Annotated in this window: 21 protein-coding genes and 3 riboswitches; of the genes, 17 read left to right on the top strand and 4 right to left on the bottom strand. The window is 42.3% G+C overall.

Going from position 1 to position 20,321, the window contains the following annotated elements; all coding sequences use genetic code 11:
• Positions 1–27 precede the first annotated feature (27 nt).
• Positions 28–212: riboswitch (Lysine riboswitch) on the bottom strand.
• Positions 213–457: 245 nt separating this feature from the next.
• Positions 458–1,420 (bottom strand): LacI family DNA-binding transcriptional regulator, encoded by a 963-nt coding sequence (locus ACDZ29_RS08520; protein ID WP_289326876.1) that lies wholly within the window; start codon positions 1,418–1,420, stop codon positions 458–460.
• A 248-nt stretch (positions 1,421–1,668) separates the two neighbouring features.
• On the opposite strand from ACDZ29_RS08520, the gene ACDZ29_RS08515 reads away from it, so the two are divergent.
• From ACDZ29_RS08515 to ACDZ29_RS08490, 6 genes are all read left to right on the top strand, one after another.
• On the top strand, positions 1,669–1,860 hold the full coding sequence (locus ACDZ29_RS08515; RefSeq protein WP_375090655.1) for a hypothetical protein: 192 nt from the start codon (positions 1,669–1,671) through the stop codon (positions 1,858–1,860).
• 447 nt (positions 1,861–2,307) lie between these two features.
• Entirely contained in the window at positions 2,308–3,231 is a 924-nt protein-coding gene (locus ACDZ29_RS08510; protein WP_375090654.1) for a metal ABC transporter solute-binding protein, Zn/Mn family, read from the top strand.
• 12 nt (positions 3,232–3,243) lie between these two features.
• Positions 3,244–3,999 (top strand): metal ABC transporter ATP-binding protein, encoded by a 756-nt coding sequence (locus tag ACDZ29_RS08505; protein WP_375090653.1) that lies wholly within the window; start codon positions 3,244–3,246, stop codon positions 3,997–3,999.
• A gap of 10 nt (positions 4,000–4,009) precedes the next feature.
• Positions 4,010–4,933 carry a metal ABC transporter permease gene (locus ACDZ29_RS08500; protein ID WP_370016746.1) on the top strand — a complete coding sequence of 308 codons (924 nt, stop codon included), beginning with the start codon at positions 4,010–4,012 and terminating at the stop codon, positions 4,931–4,933.
• On the top strand, positions 4,930–5,811 hold the full coding sequence (locus ACDZ29_RS08495) for a metal ABC transporter permease (protein WP_289326871.1): 882 nt from the start codon (positions 4,930–4,932) through the stop codon (positions 5,809–5,811). The genes ACDZ29_RS08500 and ACDZ29_RS08495 overlap by 4 nt, the downstream gene beginning before the upstream one ends.
• Before the next feature lie 147 nt (positions 5,812–5,958).
• The gene (locus ACDZ29_RS08490; RefSeq protein WP_375090652.1) at positions 5,959–7,131 is read left to right on the top strand and encodes an FtsW/RodA/SpoVE family cell cycle protein; all 1,173 of its coding nucleotides are present in this window, start codon (positions 5,959–5,961) and stop codon (positions 7,129–7,131) included.
• An 81-nt stretch (positions 7,132–7,212) separates the two neighbouring features.
• Here the strand turns inward: ACDZ29_RS08490 and ACDZ29_RS08485 are convergent, their stop codons facing one another.
• On the bottom strand, positions 7,213–7,548 hold the full coding sequence (locus ACDZ29_RS08485) for a spore coat protein (RefSeq protein ID WP_289326869.1): 336 nt from the start codon (positions 7,546–7,548) through the stop codon (positions 7,213–7,215).
• A gap of 13 nt (positions 7,549–7,561) precedes the next feature.
• A complete protein-coding gene (locus ACDZ29_RS08480) occupies positions 7,562–7,840 on the bottom strand; it encodes a hypothetical protein (RefSeq protein WP_289326868.1) in 279 nt (92 codons plus the stop codon).
• 149 nt (positions 7,841–7,989) lie between these two features.
• Here ACDZ29_RS08480 and ACDZ29_RS08475 point away from each other — a divergent pair, with 149 nt between their 5' ends.
• A complete protein-coding gene (locus ACDZ29_RS08475; protein ID WP_375090651.1) occupies positions 7,990–8,907 on the top strand; it encodes a proline dehydrogenase family protein in 918 nt (305 codons plus the stop codon).
• Between the two features lie 50 nt (positions 8,908–8,957).
• On the opposite strand, the gene ACDZ29_RS08470 is transcribed toward ACDZ29_RS08475, so the two are convergent.
• Entirely contained in the window at positions 8,958–9,089 is a 132-nt protein-coding gene (locus tag ACDZ29_RS08470) for a YuzL family protein (RefSeq protein ID WP_289314483.1), read from the bottom strand.
• Between the two features lie 256 nt (positions 9,090–9,345).
• On the opposite strand from ACDZ29_RS08470, the gene ACDZ29_RS08465 reads away from it, so the two are divergent.
• From ACDZ29_RS08465 to ACDZ29_RS08420, 10 genes are all read left to right on the top strand, one after another.
• Positions 9,346–11,685, top strand: a complete 2,340-nt coding sequence (locus ACDZ29_RS08465; protein ID WP_375091119.1) for a 3-hydroxyacyl-CoA dehydrogenase NAD-binding domain-containing protein — start codon at positions 9,346–9,348, stop codon at positions 11,683–11,685.
• Between the two features lie 77 nt (positions 11,686–11,762).
• The gene (locus tag ACDZ29_RS08460) at positions 11,763–12,941 is read left to right on the top strand and encodes an acetyl-CoA C-acetyltransferase (RefSeq protein ID WP_370016742.1); all 1,179 of its coding nucleotides are present in this window, start codon (positions 11,763–11,765) and stop codon (positions 12,939–12,941) included.
• 73 nt (positions 12,942–13,014) lie between these two features.
• Positions 13,015–14,802: an acyl-CoA dehydrogenase family protein gene (locus ACDZ29_RS08455; protein WP_375090650.1), complete on the top strand. Its 1,788-nt coding sequence runs from the start codon at positions 13,015–13,017 to the stop codon at positions 14,800–14,802.
• A 141-nt stretch (positions 14,803–14,943) separates the two neighbouring features.
• Positions 14,944–15,300 (top strand): arsenate reductase family protein, encoded by a 357-nt coding sequence (locus tag ACDZ29_RS08450; RefSeq protein ID WP_289314487.1) that lies wholly within the window; start codon positions 14,944–14,946, stop codon positions 15,298–15,300.
• A gap of 95 nt (positions 15,301–15,395) precedes the next feature.
• Positions 15,396–15,779, top strand: coding sequence for a glycine cleavage system protein GcvH (gene gcvH / locus ACDZ29_RS08445; RefSeq protein WP_125162586.1), 384 nt, complete (start codon positions 15,396–15,398; stop codon positions 15,777–15,779).
• Positions 15,780–15,870: 91 nt separating this feature from the next.
• On the top strand, positions 15,871–16,236 hold the full coding sequence (locus ACDZ29_RS08440; protein ID WP_048688210.1) for a toprim domain-containing protein: 366 nt from the start codon (positions 15,871–15,873) through the stop codon (positions 16,234–16,236).
• Positions 16,237–16,548 carry a thioredoxin family protein gene (locus ACDZ29_RS08435; protein ID WP_370016740.1) on the top strand — a complete coding sequence of 104 codons (312 nt, stop codon included), beginning with the start codon at positions 16,237–16,239 and terminating at the stop codon, positions 16,546–16,548.
• 147 nt (positions 16,549–16,695) lie between these two features.
• Positions 16,696–16,802, top strand: a riboswitch (SAM riboswitch).
• Between the two features lie 101 nt (positions 16,803–16,903).
• Positions 16,904–18,214, top strand: coding sequence for an O-acetylhomoserine aminocarboxypropyltransferase/cysteine synthase family protein (locus tag ACDZ29_RS08430; protein ID WP_370016739.1), 1,311 nt, complete (start codon positions 16,904–16,906; stop codon positions 18,212–18,214).
• A gap of 118 nt (positions 18,215–18,332) precedes the next feature.
• Positions 18,333–18,445, top strand: a riboswitch (SAM riboswitch).
• A gap of 165 nt (positions 18,446–18,610) precedes the next feature.
• A complete protein-coding gene (locus tag ACDZ29_RS08425) occupies positions 18,611–19,645 on the top strand; it encodes a methionine ABC transporter ATP-binding protein (protein WP_289314490.1) in 1,035 nt (344 codons plus the stop codon).
• Complete coding sequence (locus tag ACDZ29_RS08420; RefSeq protein WP_289314491.1) at positions 19,638–20,306, top strand: methionine ABC transporter permease; 669 nt, start codon at positions 19,638–19,640, stop codon at positions 20,304–20,306. The genes ACDZ29_RS08425 and ACDZ29_RS08420 overlap by 8 nt, the downstream gene beginning before the upstream one ends.
• Positions 20,307–20,321 lie beyond the last annotated feature (15 nt).

Genomic DNA, 20,321 nt, shown 5'->3' with positions numbered 1-20,321 from the left:
GCTGTTTATAATAAACCCGTTTATCCTTCCGAAGATAGCTCCCCACGCTTTTAGAAAAAACGTGACAGTGATGTTCCTGTTCGGAAACACCGCCAGCCAAGGTATACATGGAATATACCCAAACTTCGGCAACTTATCCTTTCAAACGGAGTCTTTAATTTTCCAGAATCTCGTCCGTTTTACTTTTATAAGCTGCAGCCTCTAACTCATCGGTAAATGAGGAAGTATTCAATTTTCTTAAATCGTTGCGCCATCTTGTAATTGACGACGGACGATTATACTCATGAAATTCATGCAATAGCTAATAGATTGCTAGTAATTGAGTAAACTTTACTATATCAAAATTATAAAATAATCTCATGGATATCGCAATGATTATTTTATGTGGTTATTTTTTCCTAGTTCAAGAAAGTCTGGAAGATTTGATGATACAAAAGTAAAGCTATTCTTAGCGTTATTAAACGCTCCTTCTTTTTATAAGGGCGTATTCCAGTTTTACATGTTTGACCACTTCGGGATTCTCGAATAGATCCACTGCCATTTTCCCAATCCATTCCAGCGGTAAGGAAATGGTCGTGATTTCGAGCATTTCACTCAGGCTATCATTATTGAAGCCGAGAATGGCCACATCTTCAGGTACCCTCAAGCCAGATTTCTTAGCTGTTAGAATGAAGCCTGCCGCCGTGTCATCATTAGTGATGATGATGGCCTCAGGTTTATTCATCATCGAATTCCAATCCTGAAACAATTGTTCACCGTCTTTGATGTGATAACTGCCTTCAAACAGCCAATCTTTATTGTTTATAAGTTGATGTTTACTCATGATATCGTTAAAAGCCTTTGTACGGAGAGAACTGTTTCTGCTCTTTTTACGGCCAAGACTGTATCCGATTTTCTGATAACCTTTAGCAATCACGTATTCAAGGGCACAGGAGAAAGCTGCATAATGATCAACGCTGATGGATGAGAATTCAGCCTGGGCTGTATCTTCACATAAGATAATCGGTCCATATTTTTGATACTCCAAGAGGATTTTCATTTCCGAAATTCTTGAACAAACGATAATGCCATCGAGTTGCTTCATTTGCAGCATATTCAAAGCCTGGATTTCTTTCTCTCTTTCGTAATGGGTCTGAAAGATGACTAGATGACAGCCGATTGCATTCGCCTGTTTAGAAATTCCGTTAACGATTGCCCCGTAATATGGGTGATTGGTGAAGGGGATGATGATGCCGATAAGATTTGTTTTGCCTTTAGAAAGATGGATGGCGTTGATGTTTCTTGAATAATTCAAACGGTCAATGGCTTGTAAAACGCTCGCTCTTTTTTCAGGGCTTACATAAGGATGGTCATTCAATACACGGGACACTGTTGAGACAGATACACCAGCACTTTGAGCAATTTCTTTAATATTTGTCATGGGATCACCGTATTTTCTTTTTTTATATTGTACAGTATGAAACCCATTTCATAGCAAGAGAACACAGTGGGGCTGCTGAGGATTTCTTCAAATAAGGTCTTGTTCTGGTATGGGTTTCATCCTTTAAGATTGGTTTAAGTCTTAGAGGAGGAGGAGATCATGATGGTCCAAACTTTAATTACCCTGTTTGTACTTTGCGGAATCGAATTGGGATTGGCGTACCTGGCAATTTCATTGAAGTCGGAAAAATGAGTGGCAGCGCACATGGAATGACGGAATGCCCGTCGGGAATTACGCGATTTACTCTGTATTCCACGGCATTAGGCGTGAAATTCGCCATTTTCCTAGTGAATAATAAGGAATTACTCGTGAATTCCGCATTTACTCGTGAATTTTGGCACTTTACTCGTGAAATCCGCGCTTTTACTCGTGAATTTTGACACTTTACTCGTGAAACCCATGCATTTACTCGTGAATTTCACGTTTTCCCGCCATAAACAATCGAAATAGCCCCTCAAGTTTATTTTCACCATTAAAACTCCACAATATAAATATAACTTCATCACGTTTCATGTTATGGAAGAGGGAACTCTTCTTCATAGAAATGACTGACTGTCCGGAAGGTGCACGTGATTTTCCGGACAGTTTTTTGCTGTTTGTAAAATCATTCGGTGAACTCAGATCCCGAAGTTATTTTTGGGGATTTTTAATAAATGATTAATCTGCTTTATGAAAAAATTGTTGCACTTTTTTCATATACTTGTGTATAGTATAAAATAAGTTGTGTAGAGGAAACTTTTTAGCATTTGCGACAATGTAAAAAAATTTACGCTTAATTTTGCACATGGCAAACATTTTTAGAGAGATGAAAAAGGGAGGGAATATGGATGGGTTTTCTAAAATCTATTGGGGGCGTGCTTGCTGCATTGCTGATTTTAACGGGGTGCGGCAATGACGCGGCCGAAAGGGATAAAGGCAGTAGCAAGTTGAATGTCGTTGCAACAACGGGAATGATTGGGGACTTGGTTGAGAATATCGGCGGTAAACATGTAGAGGTCACAAGTTTAATGGGACCGGGAGTCGACCCCCATCTATATAAAGCGACACAGGGTGATGTGAAGACACTGGATTCGGCTGATATGATTTTTTATAACGGTGTGCATCTTGAGGGGAAAATGACGGATATATTTGAAATGATGAGCAAGGATAAACCGACGATTGCCGTAACGGAGGATTTCAAGGAGGACCAACTTCGAAAAGTTAGTGCGAAGGAACATGATCCCCACGTATGGTTTGATGTAAAGCTTTGGATAGTAGCGGCGGAAGCAGTTAAGAAAGAGTTGATTGCTACTGATCCGGACCATGAATCAAGTTATCGTGAAAATTATGAAGAGTACGTACTGCAGTTGGAGGAACTTGATAAATATGTTCAAGAAGAAATAAATGAAATACCAGAAGATCAACGGGTGCTCGTTACAGCACATGATGCTTTTGGATACTTCGGCCAGTCATATGGTCTGGACGTAAGAGGGCTTCAAGGGATCAATACATTATCGGAATATGGATCAAAAGATGTGACTGATATGCGGAATTATCTTGTAGAGAACAAAATAAAAGCGATTTTCATTGAGTCTAGCGTGCCAAGGAAGGCTATCGAGGCTGTGATTCAAGGTGCCGGGAAGCAGGGCCACAAAGTGGAAATTGGCGGTGAATTATTCTCGGATGCAATGGGTGAAAGAGGGACGGAAGAAGGAACGTATATCGGAATGGTCCGTCATAATACCGACACCATCGTCCGTGCTTTGAAATAAGGGGGAGAAAAAATGTATCAATCAGCTTTGAAGGTCGAGAATTTAACGATTGCTTATCATAAGAAACCGGTTGTTGAAGATGTCTCATTTGAGGTGCCTGAAGGGAATTTAATTGGTATCATTGGCCCCAATGGAGCAGGGAAATCCACTTTGATAAAGGGGATACTCGAATTGATTCCAAAAATTTCGGGAGAAATCACAATAAAGGGATCTACTTATAAATCGATGAGGAAGAGTATCGGCTATGTACCGCAGCGGGAGTCAGTGGATTGGGATTTTCCGACCAACGCACTCGATGTCGTGATGATGGGCAGATATGGTCATCTCGGATGGCTGAAGCGACCAGGGAAGGGCGAAAAGCAGAAGGGGATGGAGTGCCTTGATAAGGTGGGGATGGCTGAATACGCTAACCGCCAAATCAGCCAGCTATCAGGCGGGCAGCAGCAAAGGATATTCCTGGCCCGTGCATTGGCACAGGAAGCGGATATTTATTTTATGGATGAACCGTTCGTAGGGGTGGATGCCGCAACAGAGAAAGCAATCATACAATTGCTGATGGAATTGAAGGAAAAAGGCAAAACCGTTCTGGTTGTGCACCATGATCTTTCCACCGTGAAGGAATATTTCGACTGGACGATGTTATTGAATAAAAAGGTGATGAAAATAGGACCGACAGAAGAAGTGTTCATTCCCGAATACTTGCAGGCAACATATGGAGGCCGCCTAGCGATACTATCAGACACAAAGTCCGGCCTGTTATTAAAATGAGGTGTACACGATGAATATACTGGATATTATTACCGATCCAAATACAAGGTGGATTTTGCTTGGCACGATGTTCCTAGGATTAAGCAGTGGGGTCATCGGCAGTTTTGCCTACCTCAGAAAGCAGTCTTTGCTTGGCGACACACTAGCACATGCAGCGTTACCAGGTATCTGTGTCGCCTTTATGTTAACTGGAGTGAAATCCACTTCCTATTTTCTTATAGGAGCTGCCCTGGCTGGCTTAGTGGCTGTTTTCTTGATCAGTGTGCTAACGCGATACAGTAAGATCAAGCAGGATGCGGCCTTGGGAATCGTCTTATCTTCCTTCTTTGGCTTCGGAATTGTCATGCTTACACAGATTCAGCAGAGCGAGTATGGAAACCAGAGTGGATTGGATACCTTTTTATTCGGGCAGACGGCTTCAATGGTCATGTCCGATGTATATATGATGATGACGGTTTCCTTTATACTCATTTTCACTTGTACCGTGTTTTTTAAAGAATTCAAATTACTATCCTTTGACCCTGGTTTTGCTAAGGGAATGGGATTGCCGGTTGTTTTTCTGGATTATTTCATCATGATGCTGATCGTGGCAGCTGTAGTGATCGGTATCCAGGCTGTAGGCGTCGTGTTGATGGCATCTTTACTAATCACGCCAGCTGTTTCTGCGAGGTATTGGACGGAGCGGCTGCATATCATGGTCATCCTGTCCGGTGTATTCGGAATGTTGAGCGGTGTGTCTGGAACGTTGATCAGTACCTCAGTGAATGATTTGCCAACAGGACCTTTAATTGTCTTATCCGCGACGGTATGGTTTTTCTTTTCCATGCTTTTTGCACCTAAACGCGGAGTGCTTTCATCTGTATGGAGAAGGGTATCGACAAAAAAGAAATATTCTCTCGAACAGGATAGAAGGAAAAGGAGCCACTCATCATGAATGATTTTTGGATTATTTTAGTCGGAGCATTGGTGGCGAGTTCTTGCAGTGTTTTAGGATGCTTTTTGATAGTCAGGAAAATGACGTTGATAGGGGATGCCATCAGTCATTCCGTTTTGCCGGGAATCGTATTGGCATTTTTAATAACCGGGACTCGTGACTCGGTTCCAATGCTGATTGGGGCAGCTGCTCTAGGTTTACTTACAGTATTCTTAATCCAGCTGTTCCAATCGTCGGGTGTTCAATCTGACGCAGCGATCGGGATTGTATTCACTTCCCTTTTTGCAATGGGGATCGTACTCGTGAGCTTGTATACGCAACAAATAGATTTTGACTTGGAACATGTCCTTTATGGCGAAATAGCCTATACTCCCTGGAACACGATGACCATCGCGGGAATCGAGGCTGGACCAAAAGCTGTTTGGATCGTCGGCGGTTGCTTCATCCTGAACCTCATCCTGATTTTCCTTTTCTTCAAACAGTTTAAACTCGTATCCTTTGATCCATCACTTGCGGCTGCAATGGGAATTCCTGTACTGTTCTTTCATTACTTATTGATGAGCCTCATTTCACTGACAACTGTAGCTTCTTTTGATAGTGTAGGTTCCATTTTAGTAGTTGGAATGCTCATCATACCTGCGGCAACGGCTTATCTGCTGTCAGACCGTTTAAGCCGTATGATATTGGTCAGTATCGGGGTCGGGGTGCTAAGTTCCATCATCGGTTACTATTCAGCTACCATTATGGATGCTTCGATATCCGGTTGCATGGTGGGATCGGCCGCCATATTATTCGGATTGGCCTTTCTCTTTTCCCCAAGCCATGGATTGGTCAGCAGATTGCTGAAACGGAGAAAATCAAAGGAATCACATGTATAACTCCCCCTGCCTACAGGCTTCATGGAAATAACTCCGTGAAGCCTGTAAACTATTCTTCTATATAGTTGTGATTTTATTTGTTTAAAGTATAATGAATAAGTGTATTTATAGTTGTATCGCAGGAGCCTTTTTAAGGGAGAGTTAAGCATGGAAGAACAAAATAAATTTTCATCACGAATAGATTTTTCTTTGGTCACAATATTGCTGTTATTATGCGTTGGAAGTTGCTTAGCAATCTATAGTGCCCAAACGACTGGACAGTACGTTGAAAACTTCTTAATTAAACAAATTTTTTGGTATATAGTGGGGATTGGAATCGTATTAGGGTTCATCACCCTGGATTCGGATCAGCTGAAAAAAATCTCTTGGTATGCCTATGGCTTCGGATTATTTTTGCTTTTTTTGCTGATCATTATGCCAGATTCCATCGTTCCTGTCCGGAATGGTGCGAAAAGTTGGTTCATCATTCCGGGAATCGGTTCGATTCAGCCATCGGAATTCATGAAGGTTTTCCTGATCCTGGCTTTAGCGAATGTCATCTCGAACCATCATCTCAAAAACACGTTGAAAACAATTCAAACCGATATTTGGCTACTTATTAAAATCGGTCTTGTGACTGGTGCCCCCTTATTGTTAATCATGCAACAGCCGGATTTGGGTACCTCGCTTGTCATCATGTCAATCATGCTCGGAATGATTTTCATATCAGGGGTATCATGGAAGATCCTGCTGCCGATCGTTTCGGGAGGAATTGTCGTCGCTTCCTTGGTCCTATACTTCGTCCTTTGGAAGCCGGAAATCCTGGAAAAATACCTAGGGGTAAAATCATATCAATTCGGCCGTATCTATTCTTGGCTGGATCCATATAATTATGCCAGCTCCGAAGGATATCACTTAACCAAATCATTACTGGCTATCGGCTCCGGCCAGACCACAGGCAAGGGAATCGGTTCGAGGGAAGTGTATTTGCCTGAGAGTCATTCGGATTTCATTTTCAGTATCATCGGTGAAGAATTCGGCTTCATCGGATCAAGTATCATTATTTCCTTGTTTTTCCTATTGATTTACCATATAACAAAAACGGGAATGGACACGAAAAATAACTTCTATACATATATCTGTGTTGGCGTTATAAGCATGTTGACGTTTCATGTTTTTCAGAATATCGGCATGACTGTAGGCCTTTTACCGATTACGGGGATTCCGCTTCCATTTGTCAGTTATGGAGGAAGCTCGCTAATGGGGAACATGATGGCCATGGGCTTAATATTCAGCATTCGGTATCACTATAAGAAGTATATGTTTTCAACGGATATCTAAATGGAAAGCCGGCCCACCATGGGCCGGCTTTATTTGTAGCAAAAAAACAAAAGGAGCAGAATCCGCCCCCTGAATGTTTACTTATTGAAGGTTCGATCCAGAAGGAAATTGATTTTTATATCCGGAAAATTGTTGGTACGATTGGCCTAAGCTGGTAGCTTGCGCCTTTTCTAAACTATACCAGCCTTTTTCAAACATAAGGTTATAGAGCTCACGCTGCATCTCCTGATTTTCTTTTGATACGGAGAAAATGTCTTGGAATAATGCTTGGTTACTCATTTCATGCAAGGCAACGGAAAAGGAGTTACAAAAGTACTTTTCAGTTGTAAGCATATCATTTATAAAATCCCTGTCATTCATTTGCGGTGTCTTGGCTACAGGAGATTCTGGATTTTGGACTTTGTTTTCATTGGGCATCAAGAACCCTCCTTTACTGGTATTGTTGTTGACCCTGAATTTGGTCCGGGTTCAAATGTTTCAAAATGGTATCGTAATGGCGTTGATGCATGAGACCGCACCGATTTAATGCATCAATGATTTGCGGGTCCTTGCATTGTGTGGCAAAAAAATGTGCTTTTTTAATCGCATTCAGATTCCATGCAAGCATATCGGTTAAGTATAAGCTATCTTTCACCGAAACCATTTCCGGCGGCTGCTTCATAAAGCCGGTGGACTGCTGTTGGCTGTTAAACGAATTTTGCTGTTCCATCATTCTACCTCCTTAAGTGTTCTTTAAACGAGCTTAATTTTCCCATAATGAAATTTATTTATTCTTGATTCTAAATATCTGAAAAATGAATTAAATGGTAAAATAATCTTGTGCATCTATTTTCCAAAATGATTTGGAGGGGAATGCAGATGGAAGCAATATTGAAAAATCTATTTCTTTTTTTATCAAAGAACAAAAGCATGACAAAGGCAGCGAAAAAATACGGGCTTCGGTTTGGTGCATCTCGTTTCGTGGCAGGAGAATCATTGAATATGGCATCCGGTGTGATTTCACATCTAAACCGGAAAGGGCTTGCTGTTACCCTTGATTATTTAGGTGAATTCATTGAAGATGAACATGAAGCAGGGAAGATGGCAGATGAGTGTATCGAAGCGATTCGCATGATTGGCAGAAATCAACTGGATTCACAGTTATCCCTGAAGTTGACCTCGATGGGCTTGGATGTGTCCGAACGGGTCGTAATGAATAACATGCGGAGGATTTTGGATGAAGCTAAAGCCCATCAGGTTTTCGTGACGCTTGATATGGAAGATTTTCCGCGCTGTCAGCCAACTTTGGATGTATTCAAAAACCTAAAGTCTGAATATAATGAATTGGGGACCGTAATCCAAGCTTATCTGTATCGGACTGAGAAGGATATTGAGGAGCTGGATGCATACCATCCGAATCTAAGACTTGTTAAAGGAGCTTATAAAGAACCAAGGGAAGTGGCTTTTCCCGAGAAAAAAGATGTGGATGAGAATTTCAAGAAAATTATCAAGCAGCATTTGCTGAATGGCAATTATACAGCAGTTGCCACACATGATGATAAAATCATCGATTTTACGAGGGACTTGGTCAAAGATCAGGGAATTCCCCGGGATCGATTTGAATTTCAAATGTTATATGGCATACGCAATGAAAAGCAGCTTGAGCTTGCAGAAGAAGGATATAAGGTAAGGGTATATGTTCCTTATGGTACGGATTGGTATGGATATTTCATGCGCCGCCTTGCGGAGAGACCGGCCAATATTGCTTTCGTTTTAAAAGGCCTATTCAAGAAATAGGAAGCGAGAGCCGCCCCGGATAAGGGACGGCTGCTCAAATTAAGAAGGATTTATTTTTTAAACTGATTGTTCTGGCTGTTCACTTTATTAATTCCATGTTGACGTTCAGCGCCAGGGCCGGCATTGCCTTTAACGCTTGCTGCACTTACGGCTGCTTTAGAAGGATTATCTTTACGCTTCATTTTATAAGTCACCTCCTGCACGGTTATTTTTTACTGAACGGAGGAGAAATAACCAAAGGAATTTGGAGAAAAAAATATTTTTTTTCCTGTTTAATCATTGCGGAATTTCCAAATATATTCTATATTAGTAATAAGAAAAAATATTCAAAAAATTTTTGGGTTAAAAATGAATGAGCATTCATTCAATACATTGCGTAAGGGGGATATGAACTTGGTTCGACAAATACGAAAGGCTGCTGTTCTAGGGTCAGGAGTTATGGGATCAGGGATTGCTGCACACCTTGCTAACATCGGCATTCCGACTTTATTATTGGATATTGTACCTCGTGAGCTCACTGAGGATGAAAAGAAAAAGGGTCTTACATTAGATAATAAACAAGTGCGTAACCGCATTAGCCAAACTGCGATTACTAAACTTTTAAAACAGAAACCAGCTCCGCTTTCGGCTAAGGGAAATATTGCGTTGATCGAGGCGGGAAACCTGGAAGATGATATAAGCCGTTTAAAGGATGTCGATTGGGTCATCGAAGTGGTCGTTGAGAAACTTGAGGTTAAGCAAAGTGTTTTTGCCCAGGTTGATCAGCATCGTAAACCAGGAAGCATCATTTCATCGAATACATCCGGAATTTCAATCGAAGCGATGGCAGAAGGCCGTTCGGAGGATTTTCAAAAGCACTTCCTGGGAACCCACTTCTTCAATCCGCCGCGTTATCTTAAATTGTTGGAAATCATCCCTACTGAAGCAACTTCACCAGAAGTGCTCGAATACATGAAACGATTTGGCGAAGATGTACTGGGGAAAGGTGTCGTCCAAGCCAAGGACACGCCAAACTTCATCGCAAACCGCATTGGCACTTATGGTTTATTGGTCACTCTCCGGGAAATGCAAAAAGGCGGATATAGTGTAGGTGAAGTCGATTCGGTTACAGGACCGTTGATCGGAAGGGCAACCAGCGCGACTTTCCGGACACTTGATGTAGTTGGATTGGATACCTTTGCACATGTTGCCAAAAACGTATATGACCAGGTGGATGGAGAAGAAAAAGAAGTTTTTAAAATACCTGATTTCATGAATGAAATGCTTAAGAATGGGTGGCTTGGAAGCAAGTCAGGACAAGGGTTTTTCTTGAAAAAAGGCAAAGAAATCCTTGAATTGAATCCCGAAACGCTTGAATACGATGCACGAAAAAAATTAAAAGCGCCGTCCATTGAAATGGCTAAACAGGCCAAGGGCTTGCCAAATAAAATGAAAGCGCTTGTTTATAGCGAAGACCGTGCTGGCCAATTGCTTTGGAATGTGCTGAATCCGGCGCTTGTGTATTCTGCCCAACTGCTTGGGGACATTGCGGATGACATCGTGGCAATCGACCAAGCGATGAAATGGGGATTCGGATGGTCCACTGGTCCATTTGAAACCTGGGATGCGATAGGTGTAGAGAAATCGGTAGCCCGTCTGGAAGCGGAAGGCATCACCGTTCCGCAATGGGTAAAGGATATGCTCGCCAAGGGAATCACTTCTTTCTATAAAGAAGAAAATGGCATAGTCCACTATTATGATAATGGTGAATATAAAGAAATTGTCGAAAATCCTAAGGTGATCAATCTTAAAGCAATCAAGAAGCAAAAAGGCGTAATCAAGAAAAACAGTGGTGCAAGCTTGATAGATATCGGCGATGGAGTGGCCCTTCTTGAATTCACTTCGCCGAATAATGCAATCGGTCTGGATATCATGCAAATGATCAATGCGGCGGTCGACGAAGCGGAAGCGAATTTTAAAGGCCTTGTCATCGGAAACCGAGGCAAGAATTTCTGTGTAGGCGCCAATATTGCAATGATGTTGATGGAAGCGCAAGATGACAATATTTTTGAACTCGATATGGTCATCAGCCAATTCCAAAAGGCGATGCTGAAAATTAAGTACAGTGCAGTTCCTGTAGTGGTTGCCCCGTTTAATATGACACTTGGCGGGGGTGCTGAAGTATCCCTTCCGGCTGCGCGCATCCAGGCAACGACTGAAACATATATGGGACTGGTGGAAGCTGGTGTAGGTTTGATCCCTGGCGGCGGCGGGACTAAAGAACTTTATGTGAAGACATTGAGGAATATGCCGAAGGGTGTCGACTTTGATTTACAGAAAGTGGCCAACCAAGTATTTGAAACGGTCGCCATGGCAAAGGTTTCGACCTCTGCTGAGGAAGCACGCGGGAATAATTTCCTTAATTCATATGATGGAATAAGTGTGAATGCGGATCATCAACTATATGATGCGAAGCAGGCTGTCATTTCCATGTATGAACAAGGTTATACCGCTCCTGCCCGCACAAAGATTCCTGTCGTTGGTGAAACAGGATATGCCGCACTTCTCTTAGGGGCGGAATCCATGCGCCTTTCTGGATTCTTATCCGATCATGACCTTGTCATAGCCAAAGAGCTTGCATACGTCCTGGCAGGGGGGAAACTCCCGTTTGGCACGGAAGTAGATGAACAGTATATCTTGAACCTGGAAAAACAAGCGTTCCTAAAACTGATTTCGATGCCGAAATCTCAAGCAAGGATGCAGCACATGCTCGTTAAAGGGAAACCACTCCGTAATTGATGTTTAGATGAAGATATGGCCAAACCGATAAGGAAGATTAATAGATCGATAGCTAAAAATGAGTAAGGGGGATCCTCATGAAAGAAGCGGTAATAGTAGCTGGAGCAAGGACTCCGGTAGGAAGAGCGAAAAAAGGTTCTCTAGCTAATGTACGTCCTGATGATTTAGGGGCACTTGTTGTAAAGGAAACGTTAAAGCGTGCAGGGAATTATGAAGGAACCATCGATGACCTGATTATCGGTTGTGCAATGCCTGAGGCGGAGCAAGGATTGAACATGGCGCGTAACATTGGAGCGTTGGCAGGGTTGCCTTATACAGTACCAGCCATAACCATAAATCGTTATTGTTCAAGCGGGTTGCAAAGTATCGCTTATGGAGCGGAAAGAATCATGCTCGGCCAAAGTGATACAGTCATTGCAGGCGGAGCGGAATCCATGAGTCTTTTACCAATGATGGGTCATGTAACGCGTCCGAACGCGAAACTTGCGGAAACAGCCCCGGAATATTATATGGGTATGGGTCACACTGCTGAAGCCGTTGCAAAAAAATACGGGATTTCCCGTGACGATCAAGATGCATTTTCTGTACGAAGTCATCAAAAGGCGGCTAAGGCCATTGCAGAAGGAAAGTTTTCGGATGAAATCGTACCGGTTGACGTAACCCTTCGCTCAGTGGGTCCAGATCTTAAATTAAAGGAAAAATCATTCACATTCTCACAGGATGAGGGCGTTCGTCCAGGTACGACTGTTGAAGTGCTGAAAAAACTAAGACCTGCATTCGCTGTTACAGGATCCGTAACAGCAGGGAATTCATCACAAACGAGTGATGGAGCAGCCGCGGTCATGGTCATGGATGGGGAAAAGGCCTCGTCATTGGGGATGAAACCGATTGGTAAGTTCCGCTCCTTTGCTGTAGCGGGGGTACCGCCTGAAATTATGGGGATCGGACCGATTGCAGCCATTCCTAAAGCTTTGAAACTAGCAGGCCTTGAGTTATCCGATATTGGTTTATTTGAATTGAATGAAGCCTTCGCTTCCCAATCCATTCAAATCATTCGTGAGCTGGGGCTGAATGAAGAGATTGTCAATGTAAATGGCGGAGCCATTGCCTTAGGCCATCCACTGGGATGTTCTGGAGCAAAATTGACATTAAGCCTGCTTCATGAAATGAAGCGCAGAAACCAACAATTCGGAGTTGTGACAATGTGTATCGGCGGCGGAATGGGAGCTGCTGGAGTATTTGAATTATTAGCGTAATTCCATCCCTTCCGGAAGCTGTCAACATGCTTCCGGCGGGTTTACTTTCATTAATCACTTAGGGGGAAAAAACATGTCCAATCAAACAACAGATAACCTCATTAAAGGCGGAGCTTTTTTAGTAGAAGATATTACGTATGATCAAGTGTTTACACCGGAAGATTATTCCGAAGAGCATAAAATGATTGCCAAAACTTCAGAGGATTTCGTGGTGAATGAAATTCTGCCGCAGGTTGAACATTTAGAAAACCATGAATTCGACCGTTCTGTAAAATTACTGAAGCATGCAGGTGAACTCGGTTTACTTGGTGCTGACGTTCCTGAGGAATACAGCGGATTGGGTCTTGATAAAATCAGTTCGGCATTAATTACAGAAAAAATGGCACTTGCAGGCGGCTTCGGAATTACGCATGGTGCACACGTAGGTATCGGATCTTTGCCGATCGTATTATTCGGAAATGAAGAACAAAAGAAAAAATATCTCCCTTTACTGGCAACGGGTGAGAAAATTGCTGCGTATGCCTTAACGGAACCAAGCTCAGGTTCAGATGCTTTGGGGGCAAAAACGACTGCGAAATTGAATGCTGAAGGAACACACTATATTTTAAATGGTGAAAAACAATGGATTACAAATGCAGGTTTTGCAGATGTCTTCTGTGTATACGCCAAAATCGACGGCGAACAATTCTCTGCTTTCATTGTAGAGCGTGATTATGAAGGTGTATCGACTGGTGCTGAAGAGAAGAAAATGGGCATCAAAAGCTCATCTACACGTACATTAATCCTCGAAGATGTTCATGTACCCGTCGAAAACCTTTTGGGTGTAGCCGGAAAAGGGCATGTCATTGCTTTCAATATCCTGAATATTGGCCGTTATAAATTAGGCGTGGGTGCTGTCGGCGGATCTAAACGTGCCCTTGAGATTACAGCTGCTTATACGAATCAACGCCAACAGTTCAAAACGAAAATTTCCGATTTTAACTTGACGAAAGAAAAACTTGCAACAATGGCGTCTAAAATTTATGCAGCAGAAAGCTCTGTATACCGTACTGTTGGCCTTTATGATCAAAGGCAAAGCAAATTGACTGATGAGCAAGTGAAAGATGGGAAATCAATGGCAGCTGCAATCGCTGAATATGCAATTGAGTGTTCATTGAATAAATTCTTCGCTTCCGAAGTATTGGATTATGTTACGGACGAAGGCGTACAGCTTCATGGCGGTTATGGTTTCATGCAGGAGTATGAAATTGAAAAAGCATATCGTGATTCCCGTATTAACCGGATTTTTGAAGGTACAAATGAAATCAACCGATTGCTTGTACCGGGAACTTTCCTGAAGAAAGCACTTAAAGGGGAATTGCCGCTTCTTCAAAAGGCTCAAGGCCTGCAAGAGGAATTAATGATGATGATGCCGGAAGAACCTGGCGATGAGCCATTGGCACAAGAAAAAATGCTTGTTAGAAACGCTAAGAAAATCGGTATTTTGGCAGCTGGCCTTGCTGCACAGAAATACGGCAATAAGCTTGATCAAGAACAAGAAATCCTCTCCAACATTGCTGATATAGCATCCCTTGCATATGCAGCTGAATCCGTGGTATTACGTACGGAAAAAGCAATTGCGGCTACAGGGCTGGAGAAGAACAAACAAAAAGTGCTTTACACGGAAATTTTCGTTCAGGAAGCTTTCAATGAATTAGAACAGCATGCAAAGGAAACGTTAATTGCGGTGGAAACAGGCGATACCCTTCGCATCATGCTTTCTTCACTTCGCAAGCTGACAAGACACAATCCAATCAATGTCATTGCGAAAAAACGTGAAGCTTCCGTTAAGGTAATTGAAACGGAAAAATATGCACTTTAAGCAATGAATCAGAATCTGTAAAGGGAATGCCCGTAAAGGCATTCCCTTTATTTCCTTTCATGAAATCGCTATGGAAATTCAAAAGACATTTCGTTGTATTGCGTGGGGAAAACGGGTATTCTATTGATAGGTGGTGAAATGATGGGCTTAACATTATATTGGTACCCAAAATGCGGCACATGCCGTAATGCGAAGAAGTGGCTGGATAATCATGAACTGCAATATGAAGCGATTCATATAGCGGAAAATCCGCCTTCGCGAACTGAAATAGAACAACTATATAAAATCAGCAATTTGGAATTGAAGAAGTTTTTCAATACTAGCGGTCAAAAATATCGGGAGCTGGGCTTAAAGGATAGGCTGAAAGAAGCTTCTGAAGCAGAGATGCTTGATATATTGTCCACAGATGGCATGCTTCTGAAAAGGCCGATTGTTACGGATGGTACCAAAGTGACGGTAGGTTTCAAAGAAGAGCAATTCGAACAGGTTTGGAACTGAAATTTTACAAAATATTTGGTTAATTCCTTACTTAAACAATAAATCTACCTTATAATGGAATAGATAAAATAAGATGTACATATGGAGGGTTTATAATGACAACAACACCAAAAGAACTTCGTTACACTAAAGAACATGAATGGGTCAAAACCGAAGATGGAACAGTGCGCATTGGAATTACAGCTTTCGCCCAGTCCGAGCTTGGGGACATCGTCTTCGTTGAGCTTCCAGAAATCGGGGATGAACTGAAAGCGAACGAACCATTTGGAAGTGTTGAATCCGTTAAGACCGTTTCTGAGCTGTATGCTCCTATCAGTGGCAAGGTTGTTGAAGTAAACGAAGACTTAAGTGACAACCCTGAATATGTAAATGAATCTCCTTTTGAAAAAGCATGGATGATCGTGCTGGAACCATCAAATAGCAGTGATATTGAAAACCTGATGAGCGCTGAAGAATATGAGAGTTTGATTAACGGTTAAACGAATGAGAGGGGGGACTGAAAAGGCCTGCTCTCTTTTTCATTTTGTACAATCGCAGTTGCGCACATAATTCGTGAGATGGAGTGATGACATGGAATGGGGCGAATTCGATAAAGTGATCATTGTAGAAGGCAGTTCCGATAGAAGAAAAGTTGCCTCCGTTTTAAATGAAGATGTGGAAATTAGATGTACGAATGGGACCATATCATTAACTAAGCTTGATGAATTGGTGGATGAATTGATGGACCGTGATGTTTATCTCCTTTTTGACGCAGATGAATCAGGAGAAAAGCTCCGGAAGCAATTCCGAAGGGAAATGCCGGAAGCGAACCACCTGTATATTAATAAAATGTACAAAGAAGTGGAGAGCTCACCTGAACATCATATCGCAACTGTGCTTTTATCTGCCAATATGAATGTTAAAATGAAATTTTTAAGTCAAAGGGTGAACGACTAATTGATTCAGGAATGGAAAGAAGAAGAGTGTAAGCTTGCCGTTGAACAAGGGGAAACATTTTGCTTATATTTATATACGCCATTATGCGGCACCTGTCAGGTGGCTTCCAAGATGCTGACGATATCCATGGAACTTTTCCCGGAACTGAAGGCAGGTAAAATGAATATGAATTATGTTCAAGCTATTGCCGAGTCATATGAAATTGAAAGTGTCCCGTGTTTATTGTTTTTCAAAGAAGGGCAGCTGCACAGAAAAATATATGCCTTTCAATCCGTTCCTTATTTATATGGATTGCTTAAGGAAATCAGCTGAAAAACCAATCAGAAACGGATTGGTTTTTTTAGTTGTGGACAAGTGGCGGCCAAATTGGAATTGAACAAAGAATATTCTAACAATTCATTGACTGATTAATTCTAAAATGTTATATTTTGTATTAAGAAAGCATCCTGAATTTAATAGTTCTTATCAAGAGTGGCGGAGGGACTGGCCCGACGAAGCCCGGCAACCGGTATAAATTTATATACGGTGCTAATTCCAGCAGAGTGTTAGCTCTGAAAAGATGAGGTGCGTTTTTAAAACCTCTTCTTTTGGAAGTGGTTTTTTTGTTTTGAAAGGCCCGGTTTCAATATAATTCCTACTAAATCCATAGAGAAAGAGGAGAAATAGTATGTCAGAGAAAAAGTTGCGTTTCGAAACATTGAGTGTTCATGGCGGTCTGCAAGCTGATGAAACAGGTGCACGTGCAGTCCCTATCTACCAAAGCAATGCATACTTGTTCAAAGACACTGACCATGCAGCGAATTTATTTGGCTTAAAGGAGAATGGCTATATATATACACGACTACATAATCCCACGGTCAGCGTTTTTGAGGAAAGAATGGCCTTATTGGAAGGCGGTATCGGCGGATTGGCAACAGCAAGCGGAATGGCTGCCATCTCACTGTCAATCCTGAATATTGCCGGTGCAGGGGATGAGATCGTTTCAGCCTCCACTTTATATGGCGGTACGTATAATCTTTTTGAAAACACTCTTCCGAAATATGGGATTAAAGTGAAGTTCGTTTCTCCTGATGACCCTGAAAATTTCAAAAGGGCGATAACGCCAAGAACTAAAGCCATATTTGCCGAAACAATCGGAAATCCAAGTTTGAGGGTCCTTGATATCGAAGCGGTAGCTGACATTGCCCACAATGCCGGGATACCTTTAATCATTGATAATACCTTCGCTACACCGTATCTATGCAGACCAATTGATTTTGGAGCGGATATTGTCATCCATTCCGCTACAAAATGGCTTCTGGGAAATGGAACCACTTTAGGCGGTGTCATCGTGGATGGAGGGAAGTTCGATTGGAACTCACCAAACTACCCTGGCTTTACGGAGCCTGATCCAAGTTACGACGGTCTGGTATACGCCGAGGCAGTTGGACCAGCCGCTTTTATAACGAAAGCCCGAGTGCAGTTACTTCGTGATTTAGGCCCTGCGCTAAGTGCCCAAAGCGCATTCCAGTTTACGCTTGGACTTGAAACGCTGCATGTAAGGATGAAAGAGCATCTTTCGAACACGAAGTCTGTACTTCAATATTTGAAAAATCACCCTGCCGTGACTTGGGTTTCGCATCCTTCTAATGAGGATCATCCCGATAAAGCCCTTGCGGATAAATATTTGCCCAAGGGAGCAGGATCCGTTGTGACTTTTGGAATTAAGGGAGACCGCGAAGCCGGGGCGAAACTTATCAATTCGGTGGAATTATGGTCCCATGTAGCGAATGTAGGGGATGCGAAGAGTTTGATCATCCACCCTGCCAGTACGACCCATCAGCAATTGAATGATGCAGGTCTGGCGAAAGCGGGTGTGCGTGCTGATCAAGTCCGTTTATCCATTGGGATTGAAAATGTAGAGGATTTAATAGAAGATTTGGAGCAGGCAATTGAAAAAGCGACGAATATCGTCTCCTTGACTTCTAAAACGGTTTAAGCAAAAAGTCCTGGGCATTCTTGAACTAGAAATATTATACATTGCGCTCCTTTTTTATCTATGATAAAATTTCAACATACTAAAGAACTTAATGATATACAAATATTCTATATATTAGCTCTTATCAAGAGAGGTGGAGGGATGTGCCCGATGAAACCCGGCAACCGACAAGGAGATTTCCTTGGAAAGGTGCCAATTCACACAAAGTTTAATCACTTTGGAAGATGAGAGGAAGGCCTGTTTCTTCACCTGCCTTTCTGCTCATGCAGAAAGGTTTTTTCTATTTCAGTAGGAAAAACCTTTGCATGAACTGCAAAATTGGTAGGGGAAACAGATAATAATGTAGAGAAATTAACTAAGTTCATAGGTTTTATTGGATAAAAGAGGTGAGGATTAATGATTACATTGACAAAAGTCAGTAAGCTGTTCCGAACAGGAAAAGGAAGCAGTGAGACGATCAAGGCTGTAAATAATGTGAATGTTGAAATAAATAAAGGCGAGATTTTCGGTATTATTGGTTATAGTGGAGCGGGGAAAAGTACTTTGATCAGGATGCTCAATGGATTGGAAACACCGACAGAAGGATCCGTTGTGGTGGCTGAGAAGGAAATTTCAAAAATTAAAGGTGCTCAGCTTCGTAAGGCCCGTCAAGAAATCAGCATGATTTTCCAACATTTCAATCTATTATGGTCCAGAACCGTTCAGGAAAATATATCCTTCCCGTTGGAAATTGCTGGAGTTTCAAAATTTGAACGCACCAAACGTGTGAACGAATTGATCAAGTTAGTCGGACTGGAAGGCAGAGAAAAGGCATATCCTTCGCAATTAAGCGGAGGGCAAAAGCAACGGGTGGGAATAGCCAGGGCTCTAGCGAATGATCCTAAAGTGCTGCTGTGTGATGAAGCGACTTCTGCCTTGGATCCGCAGACTACCGACTCTATACTCGAATTGCTTGTTGACATCAATCAGCGTCTCGGGTTGACGATTGTCTTGATAACACATGAAATGCATGTAATACGTAAAATCTGTCATCGTGTGGCTGTGATGGAAAGCGGGCAAGTTGTTGAACAGGGACCTGTCCTGGATGTTTTCAAGAATCCTAAAGAACAAATGACGAAGCGTTTCGTGCAACAGGTGACGGAACCAGAAGAAACGAAAGAAACGATGGACCATCTGCTCGAACGCTTTCCTGCAGGCAAAGTGATTCAATTGACTTTTGTAGGTGATCATGCAGAAAGCCCGTTGATAACTAAGCTCGTACGTAACTTCGAGTTGGATGTCAATATCGTTCAAGGTAAAATATCGCAAACCAGAAGCGGTTCATATGGAACGTTGTTTATCCATCTTGATGGCAAAGAGGATGAAATGCTCCGCGCAATCGAATTCATTAAAGCACAGCAGGTAGGCGTGGAGGTGATTACTCATGCTTGAAGAATTATTGCCGAATGTTGATTGGGAAGACATTATTGAAGCAACGAAAGAAACGCTTTATATGACAAGTATCTCTGTGGTGGCAACCTTTTTTATAGGCATATTATTAGGATTGATCCTGTTCTTGACAGGGAAGGGGAATATGTGGGAAAACCGGGCAATCAACGCGGTCATCAGTGCTGTGGTTAATATATTCCGTTCCATTCCATTTCTTATTTTGATCGTGCTGCTCATTCCTTTCACTAAAGCGCTTGTCGGCTCCATGATCGGAGAGAACGCTGCACTGCCGGCACTTATTATCGGTGCGGCACCGTTTTATGCACGTATGGTTGAAATCGGCCTCCGTGAAATCGATAAAGGTGTAATTGAAGCCGCTAAATCGATGGGGGCAAAAACGAGCACGATCATTTGGAAGGTCCTTCTTCCGGAGTCGATGCCTGCCCTTATTTCCGGGATTACGGTAACATCGATTGCATTGGTTGGATATACCGCAATGGCCGGGGTCATCGGCGCAGGCGGACTTGGTAATCTTGCCTATCTGGAGGGCTATCAAAGAAATCAAAATGACGTTACGCTTGTAGCGACTATCGTTATTCTAATTATCGTCTTCATAATTCAAATTATTGGAGATGTGATTACATCTAAATTGGACAAAAGATAAAGGGAGATGAAAAGG

This window comes from Peribacillus sp. RS7, from assembly GCF_041956845.1.
Lineage (GTDB): Bacteria > Bacillota > Bacilli > Bacillales > DSM-1321 > Peribacillus.
The sequence above is the reverse complement of the archived record's forward strand: the minus strand, read 5'-3'. Positions and strand labels throughout refer to the sequence as shown.